Origin of the sequence: Cytobacillus mangrovibacter, from assembly GCF_042865275.1 — a bacterium.
GTDB lineage: Bacteria > Bacillota > Bacilli > Bacillales > Cytobacillaceae > Cytobacillus > Cytobacillus mangrovibacter.
Genome location: NZ_JBIACJ010000002.1, coordinates 1 through 23,475 on the forward strand (window position 1 = coordinate 1; position 23,475 = coordinate 23,475).

Consider the following 23,475-nt stretch of genomic DNA (forward strand, 5'->3'; position numbering starts at 1 on the left):
AGGGCTTAAAAGTCTACAAGACCGTTATAAAATCTTGCGTCAATTATCTTAATTGAACCGCCGTATACGGAACCGTATGTACGGTGGTGTGAGAGGTCGGAGGTTAATCACCCCCTCCTACTCAATTAACTTTTTTAACGACTGTTTTCTAATGGTTTGCTGTTTTTTACTACATTTACTACCGTTAAAAAAGTGGGTTGATTGGAGCGGAAATCAACCTCTACCAACTCATGTTAACAGCAATACTATTTGCGAAAATAGCCTATATTAATGAAACCTTTTCATATATGAAAACGTATACAGTAGAAGAATGATTTCGAAGGGAGGGAGAAGAATTGCGCGTACGGCGAAGTATAACCATTTTTTCATTTTTTTTCGCAGTCATACTCATGCTTATTCCTTTTAAAGGTAATGCTGGTAATGAAATTGTTTATGTGGCTCCAATTAAAGAAACAGTTGAAAAAGGAATGTTCGCCTTTTTAAACAGAGCAGTGCAAACCGCTGAAGAGGAGAATGCTTCTGCCATTATATTTGAAGTGGATACTCCGGGTGGAGTTGTTGATGCAGCAGGAAAAATAGGCAAATTATTAAGCTCCACAAATGTGAAAACAATTGCGTTTATTAATAAACAGGCTCTTTCGGCTGGAGCCTATATTTCATTAAACGCAGATGAAATCTATATGGTACCAGGCTCCACGATGGGATCTGCCGCTATTATTAATCAGCAGGGAAATACGGCTGGAAAGAAGGCAGAATCCTATTGGTTTGCAGCAATGGAGGAAGCGGCTAGGCAGGCGAAAAGAGATCCGATCTACGCGCTAGCAATGGCTGATGAATCTGTTGACTTGCCTAAATATAATGCACCAAAAGGGAAGCTATTAACCCTTGGAACAGAGGCTGCCTATGAAGTTGGCTATTCCAATGGCACAGTAAATAATCTAGAGGACTTATTAAGCAAACTAGGATATTCAGATGCAGAAGTTCGAATGATTGATGAAAGCTTTGCTGAAAAAATAGCCCGGTTTATTACTCACCCAGTTATCATCCCGATCCTACTATCCATTGGTAGTTTAGGACTCGTATTGGAATTATATTCTCCTGGTTTTGGGATACCTGGTTTCATGGGCTTATCTGCATTAGTCATGTTCTTTTATGGGCATTTAGTTGCAGGGCTAGCTGGTTATGAAACGATTATTCTTTTTGTTATTGGGATCGGACTGATTATTGCAGAGTTTTTCCTCCCTGGGGGAATTGCAGGAATCCTTGGATTTGCTGCCATAGTTGGAAGTCTATTTTTAGCTTCTGACAATATCATTCATATGGGGATTTCGATAGTCATTGCGATAGGTATTTCAATCTTAGCATCTATTCTAATGATAAAGGTGTTTGGTAAAAAAATGAAGATATTTAAAAAGATGATATTAACCGATTCAACCAAAACTGAACAAGGCTATGTTTCAAATAAGAACCGACTCGAACTGATCGGCTTGGAAGGCTATGCATTGACAGCATTAAGACCATCTGGAACTATTGTTATTGAGGATGAGCGAATTGATGCTGTCAGTGAAGGAGCATTTATATTAAAAGATGCGAGAGTTCGGGTGGTTAAAGCCGAAGGTTCTCGCATTGTAGTTAGAGAAATACCGAATTTAGATAAATAAATTATTTAGGAGGAAATAATATGCCATTTGATGGAATTACAATTTTAACATTGGTCATTGTAGTATTAGCGATTATCGCTTTGGCGATATTATTTACATTTGTTCCAGTTATGCTCTGGATTTCTGCGTTAGCAGCAGGTGTAAGAGTAAGTATTTTCACATTAATTGGGATGCGTCTTCGCCGAGTTATTCCAAGTCGAGTAATCAATCCGTTGATTAAGGCTCATAAAGCTGGCTTAGATGTAACAACAAACCAATTGGAAAGCCATTATCTAGCTGGTGGGAATGTAGACCGTGTAGTTAACGCTTTAATTGCTGCACATCGAGCGAATATTGAATTGCAATTTGAGCGAAGTGCAGCTATTGATTTAGCAGGTCGTGATGTATTGGAAGCTGTACAAATGAGTGTCAATCCAAATGTTATTGAAACACCATTTATTGCCGGTGTGGCGATGGATGGGATTGAAGTGAAGGCGAAAGCAAGAATTACCGTTCGAGCGAATATTGACCGACTTGTCGGGGGTGCCGGTGAAGAAACGATTGTTGCCCGTGTTGGTGAAGGGATTGTATCAACGATTGGTTCTTCAGAAAATCATAAAAAAGTGCTTGAAAACCCGGATATGATTTCCCAAACAGTTCTATCAAAGGGCTTGGATGCTGGAACTGCTTTTGAAATTCTCTCCATTGATATTGCGGATGTTGATATCGGTAAAAATATTGGGGCTGAATTACAGACGGAACAGGCAGAGGCTGATAAGAAAATTGCACAGGCAAAAGCAGAAGAACGCCGTGCAATGGCTGTAGCCCAAGAGCAGGAAATGAAAGCAAGAGTAGAGGAAATGAGAGCAAAAGTAGTAGAAGCAGAATCTCAAGTTCCGCTAGCTATGGCAGAAGCACTACGTTCAGGGAATATTGGTGTAATGGATTATATGAATTACAAAAATATTGCCGCTGATACAGATATGAGAGATTCTATTGGTAATATAAATACCGATAACAAAGATGGGCGGAAAAATGACTAATCACTACTCCTACTTTGGAAGAAGGGAGTGTTTCGATCTTGGACTTTTTATTTGATAATCCCTTCATCCCTTTTGTATTAGTTGCTATTATAACTGCACTGTTCAATAAGGGAAAAGGAAAAAATCAAGAAAAGAATAATCACCTGCCAAAGCGGCAGCCAGTTCAAACTAAGCAATCGAAAGGTTATCCTATGTCTGCTCCTGTACAGGAAGCAAGGAAAAGTGAGAAACCGTCTAGAATGCCTAGGAAAGTGATGGATAACATCGAAAGGGAATATTTAGATAGAAAAAAACAGGTTGAGGCAGAATTAAAAGCCCGAAAGGATCAGCAAAGTGTAACAGAAAACAGAACTAGATCCTTCATGCAAACAACTGCAGATCAATCGAAAAATAATATAGCTCCTCCCTTAGAAAAGGAAAGAAAAACGGCCATATCAATTGAGAAACAGAAACTTGTTGATGGGATCATTTGGTCAGAAATTTTAGGACCTCCAAGAGCATTGAACCCTCATAGGTCAATAAACAGGGATAAACGGGTAAATTAAATCAAAGAAAATAAGTGCTAGAACCCTCCATCATTTCATACATATGAGATGAAGGGGGGTTCTTTTTTATGGCAAAAAACTGGGGGCAATTCATCAGAAAATGGATGACAAAAAATATGGAGCTTCCTCAAGATGTCATGATGGATTTACCCCGTATTACTATGATCGGTCAAATCCATATTTATATTGAAAATCATCGGGGACTAATTGCCTTTTCGGATAAAGAATTAAGGCTCCTTCTAAAGCAAGGGCAGCTGCTTATTAGAGGGGATGCATTTGTCATAAAAACGATATTACCTGAAGAAATATTGCTTGAAGGAAGAGTGGATCAGGTCACTTATATAAATGAATAGAAAGGCAAGTATATAAATTTGGGTGGTGCCTGCCACCCTAGGGGGATGGAAATGAATAATCTTTGGACTGAGTTTTTTGGAGGAGTCATAACAGTTGAAGCAAAGGGGATGGGAATTGAACGTTTTTTTAATATCCTAACCCGCAGCGGCATCTTAATATGGCATGTGAAAAGGCATGGCAGTGGAGCAGTCACATTTAAAATGAAGCTTAAAGATGTGAAGAAAATAAGGCATATTGTGAGAGATAGTGAATGCAAAATCACCTTCCTAAGACGGACAGGCCTGCCCTTCCTTTTTAAACGGCTAATAAAAAATAGCGGTTTTATTTTTGGTGCATTTGCCTTTCTTATCGTCATTTTTCTTTTATCAAATATGGTTTGGGGAATTGAAATAAAGGGCGCAGATCCTGAAACCGAATACAAAATTCGTAAAGAACTAGATGCAATGGGAGTAAGAAAAGGGAAAGTCCAGCTTTTCCTCGAAAATGTGGAATCCATTCAGCGGCAGTTATCGGATAATATTGAGGAAATTACATGGGTTGGTGTGGAATTAAAAGGGACAACCTACCATCTTCAAGTTGTAGAAAAGAATGAGCCTGAGAAGCCTGAATATTTAAGTCCCAGACATTTAGTTGCGAAAAAGAAGGCAATCATTGTGGACATGTTTGTTGAAGAAGGACAGCCGATTGTTAGCATTCATGACCATGTCAAGCCGGGTCAGCTGCTTGTTTCAGGAATTATCGGTAAAGAAGGACAGACTGAGATTGTACCAGCTAAAGGGGAAATCTATGGGGAGACTTGGTATAAAACGGATGTAACACAGTCGCTTAAGAGTACTTTCCAGGTCTTTAATGGAAATGAAATGAAGAAGCATTATATAGGGATAGGCAAATGGCAAATTCCAATCTGGGGATTTGGCAAGATTGAGTATAAAGAATATGAAACAGAATCGAATCAGCGGAATTTCCACTTCCTAAAATGGGAGCTGCCTTTCTCCTATACAAATACGACGATTAGAGAACGAGAACAGGTGACTAGAATATACTCTAATGAAGAAGCTTTTGAAGCGGCCAAAATAACCGCTCGAGATAAAATAAAAAAACACTTAACTGAGGATGCTAAAATAAAAGGGGAAAAGATTTTACACAAGTCCGCCCACGATGGTAAAGTAGAGATATCAATACATTTCCAAATTATTGAGAATATTGCAGAAGCCAAACCTTTTATTCAAGGAGAGACGGAATGACAGAAGAGCTGAAAACCATGAATGTACAACTGGAAAATCCGAATGAAGCCATTACATTGCTAGGAAATTCGGATGTAAATATTAAATTGATCGAACAGGATTTAAATGTGTCAATTGTAACGAGAGGCGAATCTGTTTATATTTCAGGAGATATGGAACAGGTAGAGCATGCTGGCAAAGTACTGGCTGAATTATTATTGGTCATAAGAAAAGGGATTAACATAGGGCAAAGGGATGTTATTTATGCCCTCCAGTTAGTGAAGAAGGGTACGCTAGATTATTTCAGTGAATTATATAATGAAGAAATCACAAGAAATGCAAAAGGAAAAGTCATCAGGGTTAAAACAATCGGTCAAAGCCAATACATTCAAGCAATAAGAAAGAATGATCTTGTCTTCGGGATTGGTCCTGCAGGAACAGGGAAAACATATCTTGCTGTTGTCATGGCTGTTCACGCATTAAAGGATGGCCGTGTGAAAAGAATTATTCTTACACGACCTGCTGTTGAAGCGGGAGAAAGTCTTGGTTTCTTACCAGGTGACTTAAAAGAGAAGGTGGATCCTTATTTAAGACCTCTATATGATGCTCTGCACGATATTTTGGGTATTGAGCATACAGAAAGAATGATTGAAAGAGGAACCATTGAAATTGCCCCATTAGCCTATATGAGAGGCAGAACGCTTGATGATGCTTTTGTCATATTAGATGAGGCGCAGAATACGACCCATGCCCAAATGAAAATGTTTCTAACCCGTCTCGGGTTCGGCTCGAAAATGGTTATTACCGGGGATAAGACACAGATCGACCTCCCAAAAGGTGCAAAGTCTGGCCTAATTGTTGGTGAAGAGATATTAAAGGGCGTAAGAGGAATATCATTTGTACACCTAGAAGAAAGTGATGTTGTTCGCCATCCTCTCGTTGCAAAAATTATTCAAGCATATGGACAGCAAGAAAGCTAAAAACCGTCGGAAATTCCGTACGGTTTTCTTTTGCTGTTAATATAAATATAATATAACTGTATGTCTTCCTAATTAAGGATGCATCTTCATTGAAAAACTGTTATCATTTTACATAATTACATTTTCTATCTTCGAAAGGATAAATATTAGCAAAGATAGGAGGGCGAAAAGTGGAAAAGCTTCATCATTATATGACGAAAATAAAGAATTTATTAGGGATGACCTTTTTTAAAGTATTATTATTCGTTTTGCTTGGCTTTGTCATGTTCTTTGCCATGTTCAGCAATGTTAAACCAGAAAAACTTGACTTAAGCTTATTTTCTGTAGCGGAACAAACCATTCGATCTCCTATCACAATTGAAGATAAGGCAAGTACAGAAAAGAAGAAAAAAGAAGCAGCAGACCTAGTGAAGGATGTCTATGTTGTAAAAAGAGAAATTGCACAAAATCGGGTCGACTTAATTACTTCCATTTTTGGGGCTGCTACTGAAGTCAATGATGAAATTAAGGAAGAATTGGAAGAGAAGCAAAAACGTTCTCAGCTGTCAGATGAGAACGAATTTGAGTCCGATATAGATACAGAGCCTACCCCTGCTGATAAGCTATCCCGAATGAAAGAGAAGCTGACAGAGGATGTAACGAAGGAAATATCAGACCAAGCTTTGCTTGCCTTAGTACAAGCTTCCAAAAATGAAAGGTCACTAGCGAAAGACGTAACAGTAACAGCTATTAATAATGTTATGAGTAATCGAATACCTGCTGATGAAGTTGAAAATGCCAAAAAGCGGCTTGAAGAAGAATTGAAATATACGAGCTTGAATACGAATCTAAAAGCTGCTGCAATCGAGCTTGGCAGGTATGCTGTATACCAAAATGAATTTTATGATCCTAACGCAACCGAAGAACATCGTCAACAAGCGATAGAAGGTGTTGAGCCGGTAAAGATTCTACAAGGTCAGATAATTGTAGAAGAGCAGCATTTAATTAGCAGTGATGTATATAGACAATTAGAACTTGTTGGTATGCTGGACAGTATAAATTCAAATCAGCCATTTTTTGGTCTAGCATTAATTACACTCATCATTCTTGCTGCCCTTTATTATTATTTTTATGAATTAAAAGTCCACGCAGATACGAAACAGAGTTATTTATTATTGTTTGGTATCATTTTTGCTTTATCGATTTTACTGATGAAGGGAATTAGCTTTTTCCATGAATTTAAGTATTCTGAGATTAGCTATATCTTCCCAGCAGCGATGGGTGCCATGTTAATAAAGATTCTTATCGACGAGCGAATGGCTGTCTTGTTTACAATTATTATGGGTATTTGCGGAACGATTATCTTTAATGAAGGCAGTACGGGTACTTTCCATGTTTCTGCAGGAATTTATATTATATGCAGTGGAATTGCTGGAGTTTTATTTTTAACTAAGCAAAATCAGCGTGCCAAAATTCTACAGGCAGGTATGTTAGTAGCAGGTGTCAATATCATTGTTATTTTTTCGTTGATGTTTTTAAGAAATGGGCAGTATGATGGGATTGAGTATGGATTTTATGTGATTATTGGCCTTATTTCAGGCATCACATCAGCTGTATTGACCATTGGTTTGCTGCCGTTTTTTGAAGCTGGATTCGGGATCCTTTCGACGATGAGATTGATTGAGCTATCAAGCCCAAATCACCCATTGCTTCGAAAGATACTAACAGAGGCTCCTGGGACCTATCATCATAGTGTCATGGTCGCTAATTTATCTGAATCTGCATGCGAAGCGATTGGGGCAAATGGTCTCCTTGCCAGGGTTGGCTGTTATTATCATGATATTGGAAAGACGAAACGGCCGCAGTTTTTCATTGAAAACCAAATGAATATTGAGAACCCGCATGATCGGATTCCGCCTCAAACAAGCAAAAATATTATTATTGCCCATGCAACAGATGGGGCTGAAATGTTAAGAAAGCATAAAATGCCAAAGGAAATTGTTGATATCGCTGAACAGCATCATGGGACAACTCTCCTTAAATTCTTTTATCATAAAGCAAATCAAAATGGACTTGAAGTTCGGGAGGAAGATTACCGTTATCCGGGTCCAAAAGCTCAAACAAAAGAGTCGGCAGTTATTGGTATTGCTGATAGTGTCGAGGCAGCTGTCCGTTCAATGTCCCACCCGACACCAGAACAGATTGAAGGATTGGTCAGAAATATTATTGCCGACCGTCTTCAAGATGGACAATTGAATGAATGTGATTTAACTTTAAAGGAACTAGAAACGGTTGCCCATACGCTTTGTGAAACATTAAATGGGATTTTCCATTCACGAATTGAGTATCCAGAAATGACGAAACAGAAGGTGAAACAAGCATGAGTTTAAATATTGACTTAATCGATGAAACAAGTGAGCTTTCAGAGAAAGATGCGGCATATATCAGTGAACTGCTTACTTTTGCTGCCCAATACGAAAAGATTGAAACAGAAAGTGAAGTATCCCTTACTTTTGTAAGCAATGAAAAGATTAGGGAGATTAACAAAGAGTATCGACATAAAGATTCAGTAACAGATGTGATTTCTTTTGCCATGGAAGAAATGGGTGAGGGAGAAATAGAACTAATCGGTATTGATATGCCCCGGGTATTGGGAGATATTATTATCTCTGTTTCAAGGGCAAAGGAGCAGGCTGAGGAATACGGGCACTCGATCATGCGTGAATTAGGATTCTTAGCTGTCCACGGCTTTCTTCATCTCCTTGGCTATGACCATGAGACAACAGAGGATGAGAAGGTAATGTTTTCTCGTCAGAAGGATATATTAGATGAGTTCGGGCTCGGGCGCTAAGAAGCATGCGTTGCTAAGGTCGTTTGGCTTCGCGTTCTCTGGTATTCGAACAACCATTAAAGGCGAAAGAAATATGAAGATCCATATTGGCATGTCAATCATTGTTATCTGTATGGGAACGTGGCTGTCCTTATCGATGGTTGAATGGCTGTTTATTGTCCTGGCAATAGGGGGAATGCTATCGCTTGAGATGCTTAATTCGGCTATTGAGCGGGTTGTAGATCTTGTTACAGCAGACTATCACCCACTAGCAAAGGATGCAAAGGATATTGCAGCTGGAGCGGTTCTTCTTTATGCGATGATGTCTGTTATTATTGGTCTAATTATTTTTTTGCCAAAGATTATTACCCTTTTTCACTAAGCAGAACTGTCCGTATTTGGGCAGTTTTTTTCATACATTTGAAAACCTGCCCTAAATTCGATAGAATGACTAAGCAACAAATAATAACAGTTGATTGTTTTTAGAAAATTCAATTTTTATATTACGTTTTTGCTACAATCGATGTATTTGATGTCAAAATGAGGTAAAATAAAAGAGGTAACCCCTTCTTATAGAAAGGAAGCAATAATAGTGAATGTTGAAAAACTAATCGAAGAAGCAAAGGTAGCAAGAGATAAAGCATATGTTCCGTATTCCAAGTTTAAAGTTGGTGCGGCGCTCTTAACGGAAGATGGCAAGGTTTATCATGGCTGCAATATTGAAAATGCAGCATACAGCATGTGTAACTGTGCTGAAAGAACAGCAATTTTTAAAGCGTATTCAGAAGGCGATAAGAAATATACAGCAATGGCTGTTGTAGCAGATACAGACCGTCCATGTTCTCCATGCGGTGCTTGCCGTCAGGTCATCTCGGAATTATGTCCTAAAGACATGCAAGTAATCTTAACAAACTTAAAAGGGGACATCCAGCAGATTACAGTAGAAGAATTACTGCCTGGCGCTTTTTCACCGGAGGATTTACATGAATAATACCGCACAAGAACATAAATCAGGATTTATATCAATAATTGGCAGACCTAATGTTGGAAAATCCACCTTTTTAAATCGGGTGATCGGGCAGAAGATTGCGATTATGAGTGACAAACCGCAAACAACAAGGAATAAGGTCCAAGGTGTTTTAACAACAAATGATGCTCAATATATTTTCATCGATACACCTGGTATTCATAAACCCAAACATAAGCTTGGTGACTTTATGATGAAGGTGGCTCAGAACACACTTAAAGAAGTAGATGTCGTATTGTTTATGGTCAATGCAGAAGAAGGCTTTGGCCGTGGCGAAGAGTTTATTTTGGAAAAGTTTCAGTCTGTCCGTACGCCTGTTTTTCTAGTAATTAATAAAATAGATAAAATCCATCCGGACCAATTAATGACTTTAATTGAATCCTACAAGGATAAGTACGAATTCAGTGAAATTATTCCGATCTCTGCCCTTGAAGGCAATAATGTTGAAACGCTCTTAGAGCAGATCAAAAAGTATATACCTGAGGGACCTCAATATTATCCTGCCGATCAAGTAACCGATCATCCTGAGAGATTTATTGTCTCTGAATTAATCAGGGAAAAAGCGCTTCATCTGACAAGGGAAGAAATTCCTCATTCTCTTGCAGTACTAATTGACAAAATGGAACGCCGTGAAGACAAGGATGTTGTGAATGTTATGGCTACCATTATTGTTGAACGTGATTCGCAAAAAGGGATCGTCATTGGGAAGCAAGGGAAAATGCTTAAGGAAATTGGGCAGCGTGCACGCTTGGATATTGAAAATTTACTCGGCTCAAAAGTATTTCTTGAACTTTGGGTTAAAGTACAGAAGGACTGGCGCAACAAAATGACTCAGCTTCGTGACTTTGGCTTTAGAGAAGATGAATACTAAGAGAAATTGGCAACTTGATTATTTTATCAGCCCTAACTAGATTATTATGGACAATTACAAATTATGTATGATTTTGATTTACAATATTTTTCTCTTATGAAATCCAAAAGACAGGCTATGATAAGTGGTAAGGATTTGGGATAAAAGAAATGCGTTGAATAAGGAAAGGTGGGGTTTTCGATGATGGATTTTACCTGGAAGGTTTTTTCGCAAACAGGTAATATTGACACATATCTTCTCTTTAAGGAGCTAGAAAAGGAAACTCAAGATATACCCGGAAATCAGGACGCAGAGCAAGAGATTGACTTTCCCATCTCATAGGTTTGTCTAATCGTATAGGGATGGTGCTATGATGCTTGAAAAATGTGAGGGCATCGTTATTAGAACTTCAAATTATGGTGAAACAAATAAAATAGTGACACTTTATACTCGTGAATGGGGAAAGGTTGGTGTGATGGCGCGCGGAGCCAAAAAGCCTAATAGCAGGCTTGCAGCTGTCACCCAGCTTTTTACATATGGCTATTTCTTAGTTCAAAAGAGCAATGGCTTAGGCAGCTTGCAGCAGGGAGAATTAATTGCGTCTATGCGTTCAATTAAAGAAGATATTTTTCTTACTGCATATGCGAGCTACATTATTGATCTAACGGATAAAAGCACTGATGATAGAAAGCCCAATCCTTATTTATTTGAATTAGTTTATCAAATCTTGAACTTGATTAATGAGGGGTATGATGCTGAAATACTCGTCAATATTTTTGAAATGAAGATGCTTAATACTCTTGGGCTCTATCCCGTATTAAATCAATGCTCCGTATGTGAAAATACAGACGGACATTTTTCATTTTCAATTCGTGAAGGCGGCTTGATATGCCATCGCTGTTTGCAAAAGGATCCATATCATTACAAAATATCGCCGGCAACAGTAAAGCTATTGCGAGTTTTTTATTTCTTAGATTTATCCAGACTCGGCAATATTTCTGTAAAGCAAGAAACAAAGGCAGAATTGAAAAAGATTATTTCTGCTTACTATGATGAATACTCAGGGCTACATTTAAAGACGAAGAAATTTCTTAATCAAATGGCAAAGTTTGATGGGATGCTTTAATGATTATTGACTTTCGTATTTAATTCAGCTATGATTCAAATTATTAAATTAATAGTTGCGCTGAAAGAGATTAGTACTTAATTCAAACTATAAAAAGCGAACCTAGGATAGTGGAAGCTAGGGTATAGAAGACTAAGGAAGGCACTCTGGAGCAACAATGTCGCATTTGGCAATAAAGTGGCTGTGGATCTTTAACGCAGCAAATAGGGTGGAACCGCGGGTAACTCTCGTCCCTATGCTTAATTAGCATAGGGATGGGAGTTTTTTTGTTGTTCTCATCGGTTAATGATAGAAAAGGAAGGTGTCATATGAATATTCAAAACATGATTTTAACTTTGCAGAAGCATTGGTCTGAACAAGGTTGTATTTTAATGCAATCGTATGATGTTGAAAAAGGGGCAGGCACGATGAGCCCGTATACTTTCTTAAGAGCCATTGGTCCTGAGCCATGGAATGTGGCTTATGTTGAGCCTTCTCGCCGTCCGGCTGATGGACGTTACGGAGAAAATCCAAATCGTCTTTATCAGCATCACCAATTCCAAGTGATTATGAAGCCGTCACCGGATAATATTCAGGAATTGTATCTCGATTCCTTAAAGGCATTAGGAATTAACCCACTTGAACATGATATTCGCTTTGTTGAAGATAACTGGGAAAACCCATCTTTGGGCTGTGCGGGCTTAGGTTGGGAAGTTTGGTTAGACGGGATGGAAATCACTCAGTTTACTTATTTCCAGCAAGTTGGCGGACTTGAATGTAAGCCAGTTTCAGTTGAAATTACTTATGGAATTGAGCGGCTTGCTTCCTACATTCAAGATAAAGAAAATGTGTTTGATCTTGAATGGACAAATGGTTTTACGGTTCGGGATATTTTTGGACAGCCTGAATATGAACATTCTAAATATACTTTTGAAACTTCAGATACAGAAATGCTATTTAATCTTTTTAATATTTATGAAAAAGAAGCGCATCGACAAATGGATGAGGGGCTTGTTCACCCAGCCTATGATTATGTGCTGAAATGTTCTCATGCATTCAACTTATTGGATGCTAAAGGGGCAATTTCAGTAACAGAAAGAACGGGATATATTGGACGCTGCCGGAATCTTGCTAGAAAAATAGCTAAAACATTTTATGATGAGCGAGAAAAGCTTGGTTTCCCAATTCTGCAAATAAAGGAGGAGAATTAATATGACGAAGAGAGATCTCCTTTTAGAAATAGGTTTGGAAGAAATGCCCGCAAGATTTGTGACGAATTCCATGAATCAATTATCAGATAAAGTTCAAGCGTGGTTAATGGAGAAGAAAATTGGCTTTGAAAATATTCAAGCATTCTCCTCTCCACGCCGTCTTGCTGTACTTGTTGAAGGGGTTGTTGAGTCACAAGAAGATATTCATGAAGAGGCAAAAGGTCCAACAAGAAAGATTGCTATGGATGAAAATGGCGAATGGACAAAGGCTGCGATCGGATTTTGCCGTGGGCAAGGTGCAAGTGTAGAAGAAATTTTCTTTAAAGAAATTAATGGTGTTGAATATGTCCATGTAAAGAAATTTATTAAAGGCCAGCAGACAATGGTGCTGCTGCCAGAATTAGAGCATATTATTATGTCCATGACATTCCCGAAAAATATGCGCTGGGCTGATAAGGAAGTTCGTTATGTTAGACCGATTAAATGGATCCTTGCTCTGTTTGGGAATGAGGTTATTCCATTCCATATCACAACAGTTGAAACTTCAAACTGGACAATGGGCCATCGCTTCCTAGGCGGCAAAATTGAGCTATCTGAAGCGAAGGAATACGAAAGGGCGCTGCTTGGACAGTATGTCATTGTTGATTATGAGGAAAGAAAAAGCGCAATCCTTTCCCAGCTGAAGCGATTGGAAGAAGAGAACAATTGGGTTATACCAATTGATGAGGATCTGCTAGAAGAGGTAACAAATCTTGTTGAATATCCAACCGCACTTTACGGACGCTTTGAGCAGGAATTCTTAGAAATTCCAGAAGAGGTCTTAATTACCTCCATGAAAGAACATCAACGCTATTTTCCGGTAAAATCAGCTGATGGCTTACTGCTTCCTTATTTCGTAACCGTTCGTAATGGGGATCATGAGCATATTGACAAGGTAGCAAGAGGAAATGAAAAGGTGTTAAGAGCAAGGCTTTCAGATGCTGCATTCTTTTATAGAGAGGACCAAAAGACAGAAATTGCTTCCTCCCTTTCCAAGCTTAAATCAATTGTATATCATGAAGAAATCGGTACACTTGCTGAAAAAGTTGATCGTGTCCGCAGATTAACAAATGAAATAGCAGGGATTCTTGAATTCAATAGTGAAGAGAAAAAGAATGCTGATCGGGCTGCAGAGATTTGTAAATTCGATCTTGTGACGAATATGGTCTATGAATTTCCAGAACTTCAAGGATTCATGGGAGAAAAATATGCGAAGCAAAAAGGGGAGGACCCTTCTGTTGCAAAGGCAATTAATGAACATTACATGCCAAGGAATGCAGAAGATCAAACACCGAGCAGCAATGTAGGGGCAGCACTCTCTATTGCTGAGAAGATGGATACGATAGCCTCATGTTTTGCTATTGGCATCATCCCAAGCGGCTCTCAAGACCCATACGCTTTAAGACGTCAAGCAACGGGGATTGTTCAAACATTATTGAATAAAGAGTGGAACATTTCACTTGAATCGCTCATTCATTCTGCATTACGTTTTATCGGAGAAGCTGGAATTGCGAAGAAGGATATTGAGGAAATTAGTAAAGAAATGATCGTATTCTTCAAATTAAGAATTAAGCATACTCTTCAAGAAAAACGTGTGAGATATGATTTAATTGAGGCTGTATTAGGTACCAGCATTGCTTCTCTTCCAACACTTGTGAAAAAAGCAGAGGTACTAGAAGGCAGGAAGGAAGAGGAAGGCTTTAAAGAAAGCATTGAGGCATTAAGCCGTGTGCTAAATATTTCCTCTAAGGCTGAAAATGCTGGAGAAATAGATAGCAATCTCTTTGAAAATGAATTTGAACAGAATTTATTTCATAAATATACGCTGGTAAGCAAGCAATTTGAAATTGCTGCTTCTGAAGAAGAAATTTTTGAACTGCTCGTTTCTTTGAAGCCTGAGATTGATCAATATTTTGATCATACAATGGTAATGGCTGAAAATACTGAACTTCGCCAAAATAGGCTAAACCAAATGGTTAAAATAGCAAGTTTAATCAAGAAATTTGCAAATGTGAATGAGATTATAGTTAAATAGTATACAAAGAAGAGTCTGTCCAGTGTTTGGCAGACTCTTCTTTGTATAGAGATTTTACCGATAGGTTATTATGATGATGTCAATTATATTACATATCTAATTCTTTTCATTTCGGATAAATAAGCTATAATAATTATTAATAGTATGACACTTTGACGGGTGGTGAAGACAATCGAATTAAATAAGCGGCAAGAGAAAATACTAGAGATCGTGAAAGAAAACGGTCCCATTACTGGTGAAAATATTGCTGATCGATTAAATTTAACAAGAGCAACCTTAAGACCAGATTTGGCTATATTAACAATGGCAGGTTTTTTAGATGCGAGGCCGCGTGTTGGTTATTTTTATACAGGTAAATCAGGAGCACAGCTGCTGACTGAAAATTTACAGAAGCTTTATGTAAAGGATTACCAATCTATACCTGTAGTTGTGAATGAAAATGTCTCTGTTTATGATGCCATTGTAACAATGTTCTTAGAAGATGTTGGTACATTGTTCGTCGTGGACCAATCATCTTTATTAGTAGGAGTGCTTTCACGGAAAGATTTACTGAGAGCAAGCATTGGGAAGCAGGAATTATCGACGATTCCAGTAAATATCATTATGACTCGAATGCCTAACATTACAATGTGTGAAAAAGAGGATTTGTTAATTGATATTGCTAAGAAATTAATTGAAAAACAAATTGATGCACTCCCAATTGTGAAAGAAACTGATAAGGGATTTGAAGTAATTGGAAGAATCACAAAAACTAACTTAACAAAAGCATTTGTTGCACTTGCTGAAAACAAATAAGAATCAAACAGGGGAGATGGTTTTTAAGGATGAATAAAAAGCCTATCATCTATGTGGTGTCAGACTCTGTTGGAGAGACTGCTGAGCTTGTTACAAAAGCTGCTGTCAGTCAATTCAATGGCAGTGAAGTAATTATTAAACGATTTCCATATGTTGAGGATAAGATACATATTGATGAAGTGATTTCGCTTGCGAAATTAGATAATGGAATGATTGTTTATACACTTGTTAGGCCAGAAATACGTCTGTACATAAATGAGCAGGCTGCCAAAGAAGGAATATATGCATGTGATATTATCGGACCATTAATGGACCAGTTTCAAGCGATGTATGAAAAAACTCCTCTTTATGAACCAGGACTTGTTCGTAAGCTTGATGAGGACTATTTCAAAAAAATTGAAGCGATTGAGTTTGCCGTTAAGTATGATGATGGACGTGATCCGCGAGGAATATTAAAGGCTGATATAGTCCTTGTGGGTGTTTCAAGAACATCTAAAACCCCGCTTTCTCAATACTTAGCCCATAAGAGACTTAAGGTTGCGAATGTCCCACTCGTCCCAGAAGTGGATCCGCCTGAGGAATTATACCTTGTTCCTCCTGAAAAGTGCTTCGGATTAAAAATTAGCCCAGAAAAGCTGAATTATATCCGTAAGGAACGACTCATTTCATTAGGATTAAGTGATAATGCAAGCTATGCGAATATCGAAAGAATTAAAGAAGAAATCAATTATTTTGAAACTGTCGTCAGCAAAATTAACTGCCATGTTATAGATGTTACAAATAAAGCGGTAGAGGAAACAGCTAATTTAATCTTAAATCAATACCGCAAAAGCTTTCCAAAAAGCTAGCACATAATATTAATTATGTGCCTTTTTCTTTTGTATGAATGAAAACACTTGACAAGAAAAATTGGTTGATTGGAGCGGAAGGCGCGAGACTCCTGCGGGAAGTGTGGGACAGCTGAGACCCCACAGACGCTTTAGCGTCGAGGAGGCTCAGCGCCCACCCCGCGGAAAGCGAGCGACCTGGAGCGCAAATCAACCTTTACCCATTCATATTAAAAGGAGAATGTTTACGAAAACAGCCTTTGTATAAATAGATTATATTGGACACATAAATTTTCTTGTTAAAAATTGAATATTTTTTTGATAGGAATAAGAAAAAATAATAGAAAAGTGCACTTTTTTATACTATAATAAAAAATTGTGATAAAAATGTTATAGATTAGGTTTAGAGTTCAGGGTGAACGAATAAACTATTTATTGTGAGAAGTCAAGGGCATGACCATAAAAAAATTCGACACAATGTGGAAATCATCATTGACTAAGGGTTTTACATTCCCCGTAGCTTCTTTCGAGAAACCGTTAGGCAAATACTTAGTATTCTTGCAAAGAAAACGCATCTTCATACGATTATACAAAAGTTGCGTTTGAAAGAAGGAATATGCGGAGTGATGTAGAATTTATAGAACATTAGGCAAACCAACAGTGCTGGTTGATGCTGATTCTTGTCCTGTAGAGGAAGAAATTGTCGAAATAGGCAATGCTTTTTCTGTTGAAGTTCTATTTATTGCCTCTTATGACCATGTGAAAAATGACCTATGCCAAGCGAATTAAAAATTTGCTGACGCCAGCAAAGAAACTGTGGACATATTCATTATGAATCATGTGAAGGCAGGCGATATTGTGTTACACAACACAAGATATCGGTTTAGCATCGACACTTTTACTAAAAAGAAGTTCATGTCATGACCCTAAAGGGATTTTATTTGAAGAAAGTGAAATTCACTGCGCTAATTTGAGATATTTATCTGCAAAGGCACGACGAAGGGGGATATATGGAAAAGGTCCCAAGCCATTCAGTCAAAGTGACCGTAAAAGGTTTGTGAATCAATTGACTAAAGTTTTGTCGAATTTTGAAGGAATTCGATAATCTTTCTAGAATATCATATATGTAACATGCAAATGAATATTGGAGTTGTTCTCATGGCTGAGCACATCGCCGAGGAAAAAGTAAATGAAATTCGGCAAGCTGTCGATATAGTTGATGTTGTAAGTGACTATGTTCAATTAAAGAAGCAAGGGCGAAATTATTTTGGATTATGTCCTTTCCATGGAGAGAATACGCCATCTTTTTCTGTAGCGTCAGATAAGCAAATCTACCACTGCTTTGGCTGTGGTGCAGGCGGAAATGCCTTTTCCTTTTTAATGGATCTTGAAGGATATTCCTTTCAGGAAGCAGCAGTAAAGCTGGCTGAAAAAGGGAATATCAAACTGGACATTGATGCTTCTTCATTAACAGCGCGAAAGTCTGTATCTCCTGAAATTGGGCAAATGTTAGAAGCTCATGAGCTTTTGCGTAAATTCTATCATCATCTGCTTGTAAACACAAAAGACGGTCAGCATGCGCTAGAATATTTGCTGAACAGAGGGTTTACAATGGAGTCGATTGATAAATTTCAAATTGGTTATTCTCTTAACTCTTGGGATTTTGTTTATAAATTTTTAACAAAAAGAAAATTCCCTGAAGAAGTGATAGAGAAGGCGGGTTTGATTATTAGGCGTGAGAAAGATGGTCAATTTTTTGACCGTTTTCGCGACCGGATTATGTTTCCTATTTTTGATCGTAATGGTCAAACAATTGCTTTTTCAGGCAGATCATTAGGGGCCAATGAGCCCAAATACCTTAATAGTCCTGAAACGGTGATTTTTAATAAAAGCAAAATTTTATATAATTTTCATTTGGCAAGACCACATATTAAGAAGTTTCAGCAGGCCATTCTTTTTGAAGGATTTGCTGATGTGATTGCTGCAGACCGTGCAGGTGTTGAAAATGGTGTTGCTACGATGGGAACATCATTGACAGATGAGCATGTATCTGCTTTAAAGCGAAATGTTCAATCTATCACGATTTGTTATGATTCGGATCATGCTGGAATTGAAGCAGCCCAAAGAGCGGGAGAAATGCTTTCTGCCGCAGGATGTCAGATAAGGGTTGCTCTAATGCCGGATGGAATGGATCCAGACGATTATATAAAAGAGTTTGGAAAAGAGAAGTTCCGCAAAGAGGTAATAGATGCAAGTGTGACATTCATGGCATTCAAGCTTCTATATTATCGAAGAGGAAAAAGGCTTCATGATGAAGGAGATCGCCTCCTTTATATCGAAGAAGTATTAGCAGAGATAAGCAAGCTGGATAATGCAGTTGAAAAGGATCATTATCTCAGACAATTGGCTAATGAATTTTCTCTTTCTTTAGAAGCACTTAATGAACAGCAAAGACAAGTTTCCTTTGCCGAAAAGAAAAAGAGCAAAGGAACGAATAGTATAGCAAAAGTTAAACTTCAGCCTATGGCTAAATCGAGTCAGCTTAAACCTGCGCATTATGCGGCTGAAAGAAGATTAATTGCACATATGATAAGAAATAGTGATATTGCTTACAAAGTTCAGGATATGTTAAAAGGAAACACCTTTAATATTGATGAACATCAGGCAATCATCACTTACCTGCTTGGTTTTTATGAAAAAGGTCATTCACCAGACCCAAGTGCATTCATTGATTTTATTCATGATGAGAAGCTTAAAAGAGTTGTTGCTGATATAGAAATGATGTTAATTAACGAGGAATTAAGTGAGCAGGAATTAACTGATTACATTAAACAGGTGTTTAATTATCAAAAGATGTTAAAGATAAAAGAAAAAAAGGCAGAAGAGAAAGAAGCAGAGAGGCAGGGGGACTTTATAAAGGCCTCAATGATTGCGATGGAAATTATCCAATTGCGCAAGTCTCTTTGAATAATAATAAAAAGAATTACCCATGAGTTAGATAACTATCTAGCTGCATGCGCTTGGAGGCCATATGCCTTTGATATTTTGCTGGTGCTAAAGCGCATTTCATAATTGTCTGTGATTTTTGGAAGGAGGGGGACAAATGGCTGAAAAATCAGCTCGCTCAAAAGAAGTTGATTCAGAATTGACCCTGGAACAAGTAAAAGAGCAATTAACTCAAATCGGAAAAAAGACTGGTGTTCTTGCCTATGATGATATAGCAGAAAAAATGGCCCAATTTGAATTGGATTCACATCAAATGGATGAATTCTATGAATTCCTTGGTGACCAAGGGGTAGAACTCGTTGGTGATAATGATGAAGATGCTGACCCAAATGCCCAAGAGTTAGCAAAAGGGGAAGAAGAATTTGATTTAAATGACTTAAGCGTTCCGCCAGGAGTGAAGATAAATGATCCTGTACGTATGTATTTAAAAGAAATTGGACGTGTGGATCTCCTTTCTGCAGAAGAAGAAATCTCACTTGCTGAGCGAATTGAGCAAGGCGATGAAGAGGCAAAAAGACGTCTTGCCGAAGCCAATCTCCGCTTAGTTGTCAGTATTGCCAAAAGATATGTTGGCCGTGGAATGCTTTTCCTTGATTTAATCCAGGAAGGAAACATGGGTTTAATAAAGGCTGTTGAGAAATTTGATTACCGTAAAGGTTTTAAATTCAGTACGTATGCGACTTGGTGGATTCGTCAAGCGATCACACGTGCGATTGCTGACCAAGCAAGAACAATCAGAATTCCTGTCCATATGGTCGAAACGATCAATAAATTGATCCGTGTTCAACGTCAATTGCTTCAGGATCTTGGCCGTGAACCATCACCTGAAGAAATTGCCGAAGATATGGATTTAACACCAGATAAGGTTAGAGAAATCTTAAAGATTGCTCAAGAGCCAGTTTCATTAGAAACACCGATTGGTGAAGAAGATGATTCTCACTTAGGTGACTTCATTGAAGATCAAGATGCGACATCTCCTTCAGAGCATGCAGCGTACGAACTGTTGAAAGAGCAGCTAGAGGACGTTTTAGACACTTTAACAGATCGGGAAGAGAATGTATTACGCCTGCGTTTCGGGCTTGATGATGGGCGTACACGCACTTTAGAAGAGGTCGGTAAAGTGTTTGGTGTTACACGCGAGCGTATTCGTCAAATTGAAGCGAAAGCATTGCGTAAATTAAGACATCCAAGCAGAAGCAAACGATTAAAAGACTTTTTAGAATAACAACTACATCATACATCCTTTTTAGAAAAGGATTGTCAGAAAATAGTTTACTTCTTACAATAGAGGTAAACTATTTTTTTATTTCTGAATGAAATCAATGTTTACTACAAACTAGCTTCAATGCCCCATAAAAAATTCTAGCTATTTGTTGGGTGCCAATGTTTTACAAAGGACGTGTGACGGTTGAGTGAAAACAGAAAAAATATTATCATTAATGAAATTTTAACTTGGAAAAAAAATCGAATGCTGCCTGAACAGTATTGTGACTATCTATTAGCACTATATACGGAAGGCAATCAGCCAGAGACATCGAAAAAGAAAAGTAGAAAAGCTGGTTTTTGGAAAAACCACTATCTTTTCTTATTACTCATTCCGCTGACACTATTTTTAATCCATTTTACTGAATTGTCTATTACTTTGCAAATAGCCATCGTAATTTTATTTGTTTTGGTCGGAATTGTTTTCACTATTTACTTTTCTAGAAAAGGGATTTTACTTCAAATTCCACTGATTGTTTCAGCTTTGGTACTACTATTATCCTCTGTTGAATTTATTTCGCGAATTTATCCAGAAAGACCTGGACCACTCTATTTAAACCTTGTGATAAACTGTATGATCTGGTTGTTAAGCGGTTGGAAACTGAAGCAGCCAGCATTTACTATTTCAGGTGTGTTAGGATTAATTTTACTTATTGTTTCTATTTTCATATAATAAAATATTTTAAAAAGTTTTTAAATGTTGTGAAAATTACCCATTCCCTTTTATAATAGTAGTGTAAGCGTATACAGACAACATAAGGGGGATGGAAATATGAATTTTGATTTAACTTCTGAACAGGAAATGATTCTAAAGACGATACGTGAATTTGCTGATGAAGAGGTGGCACCTGGTGCACTTGAAAGAGATCGCACTAAAGAGTTCCCTGTTGAGATTTTTAAGAAAATGGCTAGTCTTGGCTTAATGGGCCTTCCCTTTCCAGAAGAATATGGCGGTGCGGGTGCTGATACGGTTAGCTTTGCGATTGTGACCGAGGAACTAAGCCGTGCGTGTGCCTCTACAGGGATTACATATTCAGCACATATTTCCTTAGGTGGCGCGCCACTGTACTTATTCGGAACAGAAGAACAAAAGCAAACCTATTTAGTACCTATCTGTACAGGGGAAACCTTCGGAGCATTTGGACTGACAGAACCAAGTGCAGGATCAGATGCTGGAGGGACCAGAACCACTGCTGTTGAAAAGGGTGGAGAATATATTATAAATGGAAACAAATGCTTTATTACAAATGCAAGCTATGCAAAGCATTTGGCACTAACGGCGATAACAGGAGAGAAAGATGGCAAAAAGGAAATTAGTGCGATTATCGTCCCAACTGAAGCAGAAGGATTCAAGATTATTGATAATTATGAAAAGATGGGATTGCATTCATCAAATACGACAGAACTTGTGCTAGAAGATGTGCGCGTTCCGACTGAGCACTTGCTCGGCAAAAAAGGTGAAGGTTTTAAACAATTTTTAATCACGTTAGACGGGGGAAGAATTGGAATTGGGGCAATGGCTCTTGGCATCGCTCAGGCTGCCTATGAGAAGGCTGTGCAATATGCGAAGGAACGTCAGCAATTTGGACGCTCACTCTCCCATTTTCAAGCGATTCAATTTAAATTAGCTGATATGGCTATGAAAATCGAACTGGCCCGTAATATGGTCTATAAAGCTGCATGGCTTAAGGATCAAGGAAGACCATTTTCAAAGGAAGCATCGATGTGTAAGCTGTATGCTTCAGAGATTTGTATGGAAATCACTGATCAGGCGGTTCAGATTCATGGTGGTTACGGTTACATGAAGGATTACCATGTTGAGCGATACATGAGGGATGGAAAGCTAACGGAAATAGGGGAAGGAACTTCAGAAGTTCAACGCTTAGTTATTGCGCGCCAAATATTAAATAATTAGACTATGTTAGCGTTGGTTGTTGATTAAAAGCCATTGGTGTACACACGAATGGTTTTTATTCGTATGAATAACTTAATGAGCGGGTACACCAATGGCGGTTTCGTGCACCAACAATATAAATTAACAAAGCCAACATTTAAATAAAGAATAGCGTAAGTGTTAGATAAATCACTATTTCATCGGTTAAACTAACATACTTAGATAAAAGCTCCATCCTTGTTGATGGAGTTTTTGTCTAAATTCCGAATTTGATGTGACAAAGTTTGCTTTAGGGCTTTTCCTTCGGCATAATTTGAAGTAGAATAGAGTTTGTTTGTACAATTACTTAATATTAGATGTTCTTACATAAGGGAGGTTAAAACATGAAAAATGCAGCCAAGCCGTATCTTATTATTTTTGCTTTCGGTATTGTAGCAATATTCTTTATGTCATTTATTGGACTAAATAACATGGATGAAATTGCTGCAGAAAAAGAAGGCGGCGGTGAGAAAACTGAAGATACAGCTTCAGCTACTCCAGAAGAAATCTATAAGCAAAGCTGTATCGCTTGTCACGGTGACCAATATCAAGGTGCTGTGGGTCCAGCTTTAAAAGGAATAACTAAATCACAGGATGAAATTAAAGAAATTCTTGTGAATGGTACCGACAAAGGTATGCCAGCAGGACTAATTCCTGGTCAAGAAGATGCAGTTGCCGAATGGTTAACTACTCTTAAATAATTTTTTAAAGAGAAAGTCCTTTGCATATGTAAAGGACTTTTTTTATACTTAATAATAGTGACAGGCTATCGTGGAGAACGATAGCTGTT

At 38.0% G+C, this 23,475-nt stretch carries 24 protein-coding genes and 1 other annotated feature; all 24 genes read left to right on the forward strand.

Going from position 1 to position 23,475, the window contains the following annotated elements; all coding sequences use genetic code 11:
• Positions 1 to 389: 389 nt before the first annotated feature.
• The 24 genes from ACFYKT_RS03305 (at position 390) to cccA (ending at position 23,386) form a co-directional block, all read left to right on the forward strand.
• On the forward strand, positions 390 to 1,661 hold the full coding sequence (locus ACFYKT_RS03305) for an NfeD family protein (protein ID WP_389216985.1): 1,272 nt from the start codon (positions 390 to 392) through the stop codon (positions 1,659 to 1,661).
• Positions 1,662 to 1,681: 20 nt separating this feature from the next.
• Complete coding sequence (gene floA / locus ACFYKT_RS03310; protein ID WP_389215427.1) at positions 1,682 to 2,683, forward strand: flotillin-like protein FloA; 1,002 nt, start codon at positions 1,682 to 1,684, stop codon at positions 2,681 to 2,683.
• 38 nt (positions 2,684 to 2,721) lie between these two features.
• A complete protein-coding gene (locus tag ACFYKT_RS03315) occupies positions 2,722 to 3,228 on the forward strand; it encodes a hypothetical protein (protein WP_389215430.1) in 507 nt (168 codons plus the stop codon).
• Positions 3,229 to 3,296: 68 nt separating this feature from the next.
• Complete coding sequence (gene yqfC / locus ACFYKT_RS03320; RefSeq protein ID WP_389215433.1) at positions 3,297 to 3,581, forward strand: sporulation protein YqfC; 285 nt, start codon at positions 3,297 to 3,299, stop codon at positions 3,579 to 3,581.
• A gap of 51 nt (positions 3,582 to 3,632) precedes the next feature.
• Positions 3,633 to 4,826, forward strand: coding sequence for a sporulation protein YqfD (gene yqfD, locus ACFYKT_RS03325; RefSeq protein WP_389215436.1), 1,194 nt, complete (start codon positions 3,633 to 3,635; stop codon positions 4,824 to 4,826).
• Positions 4,823 to 5,785, forward strand: a complete 963-nt coding sequence (locus tag ACFYKT_RS03330) for a PhoH family protein (RefSeq protein WP_389215438.1) — start codon at positions 4,823 to 4,825, stop codon at positions 5,783 to 5,785. The genes yqfD and ACFYKT_RS03330 overlap by 4 nt, the downstream gene beginning before the upstream one ends.
• A 191-nt stretch (positions 5,786 to 5,976) precedes the next feature.
• Entirely contained in the window at positions 5,977 to 8,148 is a 2,172-nt protein-coding gene (locus ACFYKT_RS03335) for an HD family phosphohydrolase (RefSeq protein ID WP_389216988.1), read from the forward strand.
• Positions 8,145 to 8,615 (forward strand): rRNA maturation RNase YbeY, encoded by a 471-nt coding sequence (gene ybeY, locus ACFYKT_RS03340; protein ID WP_389215441.1) that lies wholly within the window; start codon positions 8,145 to 8,147, stop codon positions 8,613 to 8,615. Before ACFYKT_RS03335 ends, ybeY begins: the two co-directional genes overlap by 4 nt.
• Positions 8,593 to 8,976: a diacylglycerol kinase family protein gene (locus tag ACFYKT_RS03345; protein ID WP_389215444.1), complete on the forward strand. Its 384-nt coding sequence runs from the start codon at positions 8,593 to 8,595 to the stop codon at positions 8,974 to 8,976. Before ybeY ends, ACFYKT_RS03345 begins: the two co-directional genes overlap by 23 nt.
• 210 nt (positions 8,977 to 9,186) lie before the next feature.
• Positions 9,187 to 9,585, forward strand: a complete 399-nt coding sequence (locus ACFYKT_RS03350; protein ID WP_389215447.1) for a cytidine deaminase — start codon at positions 9,187 to 9,189, stop codon at positions 9,583 to 9,585.
• The gene (gene era / locus ACFYKT_RS03355; RefSeq protein WP_389215450.1) at positions 9,578 to 10,492 is read left to right on the forward strand and encodes a GTPase Era; all 915 of its coding nucleotides are present in this window, start codon (positions 9,578 to 9,580) and stop codon (positions 10,490 to 10,492) included. Before ACFYKT_RS03350 ends, era begins: the two co-directional genes overlap by 8 nt.
• Positions 10,493 to 10,672: 180 nt before the next feature.
• Positions 10,673 to 10,813: a YqzL family protein gene (locus ACFYKT_RS03360; RefSeq protein WP_066396054.1), complete on the forward strand. Its 141-nt coding sequence runs from the start codon at positions 10,673 to 10,675 to the stop codon at positions 10,811 to 10,813.
• Between the two features lie 31 nt (positions 10,814 to 10,844).
• A complete protein-coding gene (recO, locus tag ACFYKT_RS03365; protein WP_389216991.1) occupies positions 10,845 to 11,597 on the forward strand; it encodes a DNA repair protein RecO in 753 nt (250 codons plus the stop codon).
• Between the two features lie 51 nt (positions 11,598 to 11,648).
• Positions 11,649 to 11,835, forward strand: a binding site (T-box leader).
• A gap of 70 nt (positions 11,836 to 11,905) precedes the next feature.
• Positions 11,906 to 12,787, forward strand: coding sequence for a glycine--tRNA ligase subunit alpha (gene glyQ / locus ACFYKT_RS03370; RefSeq protein ID WP_389215454.1), 882 nt, complete (start codon positions 11,906 to 11,908; stop codon positions 12,785 to 12,787).
• Position 12,788: 1 nt separating this feature from the next.
• A complete protein-coding gene (gene glyS / locus ACFYKT_RS03375; protein WP_389215457.1) occupies positions 12,789 to 14,861 on the forward strand; it encodes a glycine--tRNA ligase subunit beta in 2,073 nt (690 codons plus the stop codon).
• Between the two features lie 159 nt (positions 14,862 to 15,020).
• A complete protein-coding gene (locus ACFYKT_RS03380; RefSeq protein ID WP_389215460.1) occupies positions 15,021 to 15,656 on the forward strand; it encodes a helix-turn-helix transcriptional regulator in 636 nt (211 codons plus the stop codon).
• 29 nt (positions 15,657 to 15,685) lie between these two features.
• A complete protein-coding gene (locus ACFYKT_RS03385; RefSeq protein ID WP_389215463.1) occupies positions 15,686 to 16,504 on the forward strand; it encodes a pyruvate, water dikinase regulatory protein in 819 nt (272 codons plus the stop codon).
• A 639-nt stretch (positions 16,505 to 17,143) separates the two neighbouring features.
• Positions 17,144 to 17,272, forward strand: coding sequence for a hypothetical protein (locus ACFYKT_RS03390; RefSeq protein ID WP_389215466.1), 129 nt, complete (start codon positions 17,144 to 17,146; stop codon positions 17,270 to 17,272).
• Positions 17,273 to 17,339: 67 nt separating this feature from the next.
• On the forward strand, positions 17,340 to 17,588 hold the full coding sequence (locus ACFYKT_RS03395; RefSeq protein ID WP_389215468.1) for a DUF188 domain-containing protein: 249 nt from the start codon (positions 17,340 to 17,342) through the stop codon (positions 17,586 to 17,588).
• A gap of 53 nt (positions 17,589 to 17,641) precedes the next feature.
• A complete protein-coding gene (dnaG, locus tag ACFYKT_RS03400; RefSeq protein ID WP_389215471.1) occupies positions 17,642 to 19,450 on the forward strand; it encodes a DNA primase in 1,809 nt (602 codons plus the stop codon).
• 136 nt (positions 19,451 to 19,586) lie between these two features.
• Positions 19,587 to 20,714, forward strand: coding sequence for an RNA polymerase sigma factor RpoD (gene rpoD / locus ACFYKT_RS03405; protein ID WP_389215474.1), 1,128 nt, complete (start codon positions 19,587 to 19,589; stop codon positions 20,712 to 20,714).
• Between the two features lie 183 nt (positions 20,715 to 20,897).
• Positions 20,898 to 21,425, forward strand: a complete 528-nt coding sequence (locus ACFYKT_RS03410) for a hypothetical protein (protein ID WP_389215477.1) — start codon at positions 20,898 to 20,900, stop codon at positions 21,423 to 21,425.
• 99 nt (positions 21,426 to 21,524) lie between these two features.
• Entirely contained in the window at positions 21,525 to 22,667 is a 1,143-nt protein-coding gene (locus tag ACFYKT_RS03415) for an acyl-CoA dehydrogenase (protein WP_389215480.1), read from the forward strand.
• Between the two features lie 362 nt (positions 22,668 to 23,029).
• Positions 23,030 to 23,386: a cytochrome c550 gene (gene cccA / locus ACFYKT_RS03420; protein ID WP_389215483.1), complete on the forward strand. Its 357-nt coding sequence runs from the start codon at positions 23,030 to 23,032 to the stop codon at positions 23,384 to 23,386.
• The last annotated feature ends 89 nt before the right edge of the window (positions 23,387 to 23,475 follow it).

Bases quoted from the DNA above. Each gene is read 5' to 3' on its own strand.
- ACFYKT_RS03330 (WP_389215438.1), top strand. From the start codon at position 4,823: ATGACAGAAGAGCTGAAAACCATGAATGTACAACTGGAAAATCCGAAT.
- ACFYKT_RS03345 (WP_389215444.1), top strand. From the start codon at position 8,593: ATGAGTTCGGGCTCGGGCGCTAAGAAGCATGCGTTGCTAAGGTCGTTT.
- ACFYKT_RS03335 (WP_389216988.1), top strand. From the start codon at position 5,977: ATGACGAAAATAAAGAATTTATTAGGGATGACCTTTTTTAAAGTATTA.
- ACFYKT_RS03385 (WP_389215463.1), top strand. From the start codon at position 15,686: ATGAATAAAAAGCCTATCATCTATGTGGTGTCAGACTCTGTTGGAGAG.
- glyS (WP_389215457.1), top strand. From the start codon at position 12,789: ATGACGAAGAGAGATCTCCTTTTAGAAATAGGTTTGGAAGAAATGCCC.
- ACFYKT_RS03415 (WP_389215480.1), top strand. From the start codon at position 21,525: ATGAATTTTGATTTAACTTCTGAACAGGAAATGATTCTAAAGACGATA.
- era (WP_389215450.1), top strand. From the start codon at position 9,578: ATGAATAATACCGCACAAGAACATAAATCAGGATTTATATCAATAATT.
- ybeY (WP_389215441.1), top strand. From the start codon at position 8,145: ATGAGTTTAAATATTGACTTAATCGATGAAACAAGTGAGCTTTCAGAG.
- dnaG (WP_389215471.1), top strand. From the start codon at position 17,642: ATGGCTGAGCACATCGCCGAGGAAAAAGTAAATGAAATTCGGCAAGCT.
- ACFYKT_RS03305 (WP_389216985.1), top strand. From the start codon at position 390: ATGCTTATTCCTTTTAAAGGTAATGCTGGTAATGAAATTGTTTATGTG.
- yqfC (WP_389215433.1), top strand. From the start codon at position 3,297: ATGGCAAAAAACTGGGGGCAATTCATCAGAAAATGGATGACAAAAAAT.
- yqfD (WP_389215436.1), top strand. From the start codon at position 3,633: ATGAATAATCTTTGGACTGAGTTTTTTGGAGGAGTCATAACAGTTGAA.
- cccA (WP_389215483.1), top strand. From the start codon at position 23,030: ATGAAAAATGCAGCCAAGCCGTATCTTATTATTTTTGCTTTCGGTATT.
- glyQ (WP_389215454.1), top strand. From the start codon at position 11,906: ATGAATATTCAAAACATGATTTTAACTTTGCAGAAGCATTGGTCTGAA.
- ACFYKT_RS03360 (WP_066396054.1), top strand. From the start codon at position 10,673: ATGATGGATTTTACCTGGAAGGTTTTTTCGCAAACAGGTAATATTGAC.
- rpoD (WP_389215474.1), top strand. From the start codon at position 19,587: ATGGCTGAAAAATCAGCTCGCTCAAAAGAAGTTGATTCAGAATTGACC.
- recO (WP_389216991.1), top strand. From the start codon at position 10,845: ATGCTTGAAAAATGTGAGGGCATCGTTATTAGAACTTCAAATTATGGT.
- floA (WP_389215427.1), top strand. From the start codon at position 1,682: ATGCCATTTGATGGAATTACAATTTTAACATTGGTCATTGTAGTATTA.